The sequence below is a fragment of the Pontimicrobium sp. MEBiC01747 genome, assembly GCF_053601635.1.
Map to the genome: position 1 here is coordinate 1 of NZ_JBSHNS010000024.1, position 7,164 is coordinate 7,164.

The 7,164-nt window shown below is 29.1% G+C and carries 8 protein-coding genes; all 8 read right to left on the minus strand.

The genetic code is table 11. From position 1 onward, the window contains the following. On the minus strand, window positions 1-543 hold a 543-nt coding region (locus ACVC2P_RS00250; RefSeq protein ID WP_452596482.1), incomplete at its 3' end, for a glycosyltransferase. A 16-nt stretch (window positions 544-559) separates the two neighbouring features. Then, window positions 560-1,507 (minus strand): glycosyltransferase family 2 protein, encoded by a 948-nt coding sequence (locus tag ACVC2P_RS00255; protein ID WP_452596483.1) that lies wholly within the window; start codon window positions 1,505-1,507, stop codon window positions 560-562. 13 nt (window positions 1,508-1,520) lie between these two features. Then, window positions 1,521-2,549, minus strand: coding sequence for a glycosyltransferase family 2 protein (locus ACVC2P_RS00260; protein ID WP_452596484.1), 1,029 nt, complete (start codon window positions 2,547-2,549; stop codon window positions 1,521-1,523). Beyond that, the gene (locus tag ACVC2P_RS00265; protein WP_452596485.1) at window positions 2,549-3,373 is read right to left on the minus strand and encodes an alpha-1,2-fucosyltransferase; all 825 of its coding nucleotides are present in this window, start codon (window positions 3,371-3,373) and stop codon (window positions 2,549-2,551) included. Before ACVC2P_RS00265 ends, ACVC2P_RS00260 begins: the two co-directional genes overlap by 1 nt. Continuing rightward, window positions 3,373-4,059, minus strand: coding sequence for an FkbM family methyltransferase (locus ACVC2P_RS00270; RefSeq protein ID WP_452596486.1), 687 nt, complete (start codon window positions 4,057-4,059; stop codon window positions 3,373-3,375). The genes ACVC2P_RS00265 and ACVC2P_RS00270 overlap by 1 nt, the downstream gene beginning before the upstream one ends. Then, entirely contained in the window at window positions 4,056-5,006 is a 951-nt protein-coding gene (locus tag ACVC2P_RS00275; RefSeq protein WP_452596487.1) for a glycosyltransferase family 10 domain-containing protein, read from the minus strand. The genes ACVC2P_RS00270 and ACVC2P_RS00275 overlap by 4 nt, the downstream gene beginning before the upstream one ends. A 3-nt stretch (window positions 5,007-5,009) precedes the next feature. After that, a complete protein-coding gene (locus tag ACVC2P_RS00280; protein ID WP_452596488.1) occupies window positions 5,010-6,296 on the minus strand; it encodes an ABC transporter ATP-binding protein in 1,287 nt (428 codons plus the stop codon). After that, window positions 6,296-7,164, minus strand: an 869-nt coding sequence (locus tag ACVC2P_RS00285; protein WP_452596489.1) for an ABC transporter permease, incomplete at its 5' end; no start/stop codon positions are given. The genes ACVC2P_RS00285 and ACVC2P_RS00280, both read right to left, overlap by 1 nt.

The window sequence follows — 7,164 nt, forward strand, 5'->3', positions numbered from 1 at the left end:
AAACCGCGTCATGGCTTCTTGGTTTTTTACAGGTCTAAATTGTAGTTTTTTTGAAAACAAATAACGTTTCCAAATATTACTGGTTAATCTTAAATGGGTTCTAAACACCGGAACGGGAGACACCATTCCTGCTTTAGGGAAGGTTTTAAATATATTTAATACTTCTTTTTCCCAGTCGTTTAAAAATAATACGTCTCCATCTGTAATGGTTATTAATCGTTCTTCGGCTGTTCGTAGTGCTTTTAAAATACTATTTATTTTACCAATGCTTTCTGTTTCTATTATTAACTCATTAATGTAACCTTTATTTAAAAGTCCTTGTAATCTTGTGTTTACAGATTTGCAGCTTCCGTTACTTACTACAGATACTTTTATTGGGGATTTAGCTGTTTTTGTAACAGAAAGTAAGCACATTTCAAATATTTTAAAAGCTTCTTTATAATAGTCTTCTTCATTAGGTATATATAAAGGAATAATAACACGATGTTGACAGTCGTCGAGTTTTATTATTTGTTCTTTAGATATATTTTGTCCTTTTCGCATGTACTTTATCTACGTTCTATATTTTAAAATATTTTTTAAAACGTGTTTCTCCAAAACCAAAAGTTTTAACCAATTTATAGGCTATAGTTATCGTTTTTAGTTTTGATTTTATTTTCTCACTTTTATTATGTGTTTTTATAAATTTTAAAATTTTGTCACAATTTTTATAATCTTTATTTGCCATGCAAGCTCTAAATTCTCTTAAAGTTTGCTTCATTAACCCAAAGTTAATTAATTTGTTATCTGGACTTAATTTAAGAATTCTTCTTTTTACTTCTAAAAAATCATCAATGTACGTTGATGGATCTTTTAAGTATCTATTAGATATAGAGTCTAATCCCATTCGTACAAATATTAAAACTTTGTCTACAAAAGCATACTTTGGTTTAGTGTACAGCAATCTGGCATGCCACTCCATATCTTCATTAAGTGTTATATTTTCATCTAATAAAGGCTCATTTTTCATTAAAAATGTTTTTCGCCACATTGGTGCTAACATAACTAAAGGTAAGTAGCCTAAAACAAAATCTTGGTATATATTATCGCCAATTGTAACTGTTGATGCTGGCAAAAATGCATCTTCTTTATGTACTTCTCTAAAACTTTGTGTTCTACAAAATACAAAGTCTAAGCTAGAATTAAAGGTGTTTATTTTCTCTTCTAGATGTTCTGGATGCATAATATCATCACTATCAAAAAATTGTATATATTCTCCTTTTGATAATGAAACGCCATAATTTCTACAGGCGCTTGCTCCTTTTTTTATGTAATTTGGTCTTTTATAAAATGTAAATCTTGAATCTTTTGTTAATGTTTCTTCTATAAGGTTTTCTATTGCATCTGTACTACCGTCATCTACTAATATGCATTCCCAATTTGTATAGGTTTGCTTTTTTATAGAGTTGAGCGTTTCCATTATTAAATGTGCTCTATTAAAAACAGGTATGATTATAGTTATTTGCAAATTATATTAGTTCTTATTGTTTTTTAAAAAATATAATTGATTTTACAACAATTTTAATAGCATCTATCATTTTAAATCGATGTTTTGTTGTTCTTAAAATTTTAAGTAATTGTAAAATTACTTTTGGTGTATAGTGTTTACTGCCTATAAAATATTTCTTTACATGGTAAGCTTCTAATTTATCTAAAAATTCCTTAAAGCCTTTTTTATTAAAAAATGCATTAGAATTAGCTGCTATAAGTTTTTCTTTAAACTTCATAAAAACTACTAATTCATTAAATGTTAGCCGTTCATTAAAAGTAAAGAGTTTTAAATAAATAGTTCGTTCTTCTTCTGTATATGTAAATTTTAAATTAGTTAATATATTAAACCTAGAACGACTCCCGTTATAACTTTGTTTAACACGTTTTACATTAGAAACTTGCCCTTCATGTACTCTATATAAAAATAATGGTTCTTGTATATTATATAGCTCACCATATTTTAAAAGTCTAACCCATAAATCGTAATCTTCTGCTGGTTGCATACTGGTGTCGTACTCTACATTGTTTTCTTCTAATGTGCTTTTTCTTAACATAGAAGTTGGATGCCCGATTGCTGAATCTTGCAATAAAGCCATTTTTATTTCTTCGTGAGTTTCTGGGTTTGTATTTAATTTATTAGAACCTATAATTTTAAATACAGAACCACAAACAACAATATTTGGGTTTGCTTCTAAAACTGCTACTTGCTTCTCGAATCGAGTTGGCAAACTTATATCGTCGCCATCCATACGTGCAATGTATTTACCTTTGGCTATCTTTAATCCATTGTTTAAGCTATTAGTATAGCCCGTGTTTTCTGGCTTTACAATTAAATTAATTCGCTCATCTTTATAAGTTTTAATGATTTCTACAGTAGTATCTGTTGACGCATCATCTATAATAATTAACTCATAGTTAGTATAGGTTTGGTTTAGTATACTTTCTACAGCTTCCTGTATATAATCTTCACAATTATAAATTGGCATTAAAACGGATATAAAAGGCTTTGTGTTCTTCATTATATTTTAATCCAAGAATTTGGTATTACATTAGAGTAATCTTGTTCTTTACTATTAAACCATTGTTGTGGTGCAATTACTATTTTATCTTTGTTAATGTTTAACCATGCTCCCCACCAACTAAAACTACTATTTGCTATAATATTATGTTTGCAATTACTCATTAGTTTTAAGTCTTCGTAATTGGTTGCTGCATCATTAAAATCTATATAAACTGTTTTTTTATTGGTTTTAAAGTTTGTTTTCACCCATTCCATATCGTCTGAAAACATATAGTACACAGGGTTTTCTATCTTATCTTCTATAAGTTTCATTGCAGACTTATAGTATAATTCTTTTGAAGTGTTGTGCTTTTCGTGTAATAGATAATCACCTCTTCTAATATGTATAGATACTGAATTTGTTTGCTCTATGTTTTGTAATTGTTTCTTTGTTTGTTCTTTTAACAGAGCTGTAACTTCTAAATCTTTTAGTAATTCTTTTCTATAGTTTTGAAAATATAATTCTGATTGAAAATAGCCGCTTAGAAATATATTTTTAGTTTTCAACTCTAAAACTGCTTCGTTATAACTAAAAGACTCTTCTTGATAGTAAGTATTAATATTGAGTTTATTCAATATTTTTCTTACAAACTTAGATGGTGCTTCCTTATATATTTTTGGTTTTATGTTAAAATGATGTAATCCGTAGGCATGCAAATCGTAATTATTAAATGCAGAACGATCTATATATAATGTAGTATTGTTTTGCAATGCTAATGCTTTGGCTGTTGCATATTGAAATAACTGATTCCCTAACCCTCCAATAAGTTTTATTACTACCACTATTTACTTTTTAGTTTCCAATTCTCCCAAACAAAATCGTATTGATATGTTAATTCATGAGTAGCTGTTAAGCGCTTTTGAATAGCCTCCATACGTTCTCTTGCATTTTCAATAATAAAATCATGAAATTGGACTTGAATATTCTTAAATATAGAAATCATATTATTATCTAATAAAGCTTCTAATACTTCGTATTCTCCTCCTTCTATATTGATTTTTATTAAGTCGACACAATCAATATCATTTGTTTTAATAAAATTTACAATAGATTTTAATGCAATTATCTGTGATGCTCCTTTGGTTATATAAACCGAAGAACTATCATCTGTAGAACTTATTTGCATGTCTCCATCTTTGCCTGCTAAACCATATTTGTATGCTGTTACCTTATCATTATCAGCAAAAGCTTTTTCTATAATATTATAAAATGATGGTACAGGCTCGAAAACATGAATTACGGACTGGTATTTATTATAAATTGAAGCTGCAAATTCGCCTTTATAGCCTCCTAAATCAAATACTACAGAGTCTTTATTTAAAGGATAATTTAATCGTAATGTTTCATCTCCTTTTGCTTTAAACCATGGTACACAGCGCTCGTATTGAATTTGCCTTTCTTTTTTAAGTCGCTCTATTTCTTTCTTAAATAATATCCGCTTTACAAATTGTTTTATTCGTTTTATCATTTATTCTGTTTTAACTTCTTACTAATGATTTTTTTTATCCTTCTTTTAAATGATAAATCTACATTTAGCCTTAAGGTTATTTCCTTTTTTTTAGCATTTACATCTTGTTTATCTAATATGTTTGCTAACCATGGAAAAAACTGATCTTCGTTAAGGCTTTTAATTTTTTGATTTTCTAATACTTGTTGCCTTTCTTCAAAAACACCATTATTTATAGCGCTTTCAATTATTTTTATAGATTGTTCTACATTGTTTATATCTATTCTTATAAAAGATTGTTCATCTACTATAGATTCTAAATTTGGACAACCATAATAAAAAGGCAATGTGTTTGCCAACACGCAATCGAAATACTTTTCGGTAACCCAATCATCGCACCAGTCATTTTCAATAGCTACAGTGTATTTATAATCTGCCAAAACATCCCATTTATCATCAAAATCATTTATTCCTCGACCATACAAGTCCATTTTATCTCCAAAGTGTGCTTTCAATTTCTTTACAAAATCTAGTCGCTTTTTATGGCCTTCTGTAAATGCTTTATTAGAGGTTACAACAGATATTAATTTTGTCTTGGAATGGTTCTGTTTTGTTAATAACTCATCATAGCTTTTTCCTACAAACCAAGGATTTGCATTATGAGTATATTGTATATTTTTATGTTTTAATTCTTTTTGTACTGTTAAAATTAATCCAAATTGATTTAAAAACTTTTGATTAAATCGAGGGCTTGTATTATAACATTCTCCTGGAATAAAAATAATATTGTTTGGGTTACATTTTACTGTTTCTTTTTTTAGTTTATAGTCGCAGTATATTACCCAAAAATCGCATTCTTTTATTGTGTCATCTATTACAAATTTATAATCTCCCCAAACTTGAGAATATGCAGGAGTTTGCCTAAATAATGGCCAATCGTAATTAAATGTCAGTTTTACAATTTTCATCCATTAATTGATTTTTTCCCAACTTGGATTTAAAAAGAATAAACCCGCAGCTCTAGGTAATCGCCTTGATGTGTAATGCCCTCCATCTATTACCTGAAAGGTTAATACTTTTTCTATAGAATCGAAAATTTCGTGCCCAGTAGTATTGTTTAATGTTATGCTAATTGAATAGAATCCAGGGAATAGCCTTAAGTCTTTTATTGAAACTTTATACTCTTCATATTGCTCTGAATGTATCAACTCATAATTTGAATCTCTTGGCATGATATGAAAGATTGGCATTTCATCTGATGATTTAACCTGTATGCCTACTTCGGACTTTACTTCTTTCGAGTTATTTTTTATTTTAAAGACAATATTTAAATCATCTCCTATTGAATAATCTTGGGTTAAGTTTTTATTTTGATTTTGCATCTCAATAGACACAAACTCCATCTTTCCATTACCTTTTCTAGCAGTATCTTCGTTAAATATTACTTTAAAATCACTAGATTTATCAATATCTGCATATACATCTAATGCATCATCTACGCTTCCATTAAACTTTAGCATACCGTGCTCTAAAACAATACCTCTAGTACATAGGTTTTTAACAGCTGCCATATTATGGCTTACAAATAAAATAGTTCGTCCTTCTCCTCTACTTATATCCTGCATTTTACCAATTGCCTTCTTTTGGAATTCTGCATCTCCTACTGCTAATACCTCGTCTATTACTAATATTTCTGGTTCCAGAAAGGCTGCAACTGCAAAGGCCAAACGCACTGTCATACCAGATGAATACCTTTTTACAGGTGTATCTATATAGCGTTCGCAACCTGAAAAAGCTATAATCTCCTCTATTTTAGATTCGATTTCTTTTTTGGTCATTCCTAGAATCGCTCCGTTTAAAAAAATATTTTCACGACCAGTCATTTCACCATGAAATCCTGTTCCTACTTCCAATAAAGATGCTATACGACCTTTTGTTTTTATTTCTCCAGTTGTTGGTCCTGTAACTTTAGATAATATTTTTAAGAGAGTAGATTTACCTGCTCCATTTTTTCCAATTATTCCTATTACTTCACCACGCTCTACTTCAAAATTAATATTTTGTAAAGCCCAAACATATTCAGAATTACCTTTTGTACTTCTATCATTAGATTCCCCCACCGTTAAATACGGGTCTTCTTTCCCTCTAATTTTACTCCACCAACGATTTAAATCATGACTTATAGTACCTGTACCTACAAGCCCTAAACGGTATTGTTTGGATATATTGTCTGCCTTTAAAATAATATCTTTCTTCATTATATAGTATCTATAAAGCTTTTCTCTGTTTTATTAAAAACAATTAAACCTAATAAAAATATAGTAATACTAATAAGTACTGCATACGTTAATTTTATAGGGCTAAATTCTCCTACTCCAAGTGCACTATATCTAAATAGTTCTATTATTGTAGTCATAGGATTGTATTCTATTAATAATCCTACTAATTCTGGTATTACACCTTCTTCTACTTTTCTTTTTATTAATGCTATTGGATACATAACCCCCGAGGCATACATTACTAATTGCACACCAAAACCTATTAAAAACGTTAAATCTCTATACTTTGTAGTCATAGAAGAAATAAGCATTCCAAATCCTAATCCAAAAAGCCCCATTAACAGTACTATTACCGGTAATAGAAGTAAAGTTGCTTGTGGACTAACTCCACCTGCTTTATCTGTAAAAAAGGCAAAATAAATATAGAAACATATAAAAACTAATAGTTGTATAGCAAACTTTATTAAGTTAGATACCACAATAGACATAGGCATAATAACCCTTGGAAAGTATACCTTCCCGAAGATATTTTGATTCTTCTTAAATGTATCACTAGTTCCTTTTAAGCATTCACTAAAATAATTCCAGGCAGTAATACCAGCTAAGTTAAATAGAAAAGGTGGCACTCCATCTCCTGTTTTTATATCTGCTATGTTATTAAATATTAATGTAAAAATAATAGAGGTAAATAATGGCTGGATAAAATACCATAATGGCCCTAAAATGGTTTGTTTATATAATGTAATTACATCTCGTTTTACAAATAAGAATAGTAAATCGCGATACCTCCAAATTTCTTTAAAATTGAGATCGACCATTCTCTTTTTAGGAGAGATAGTATAAAGCC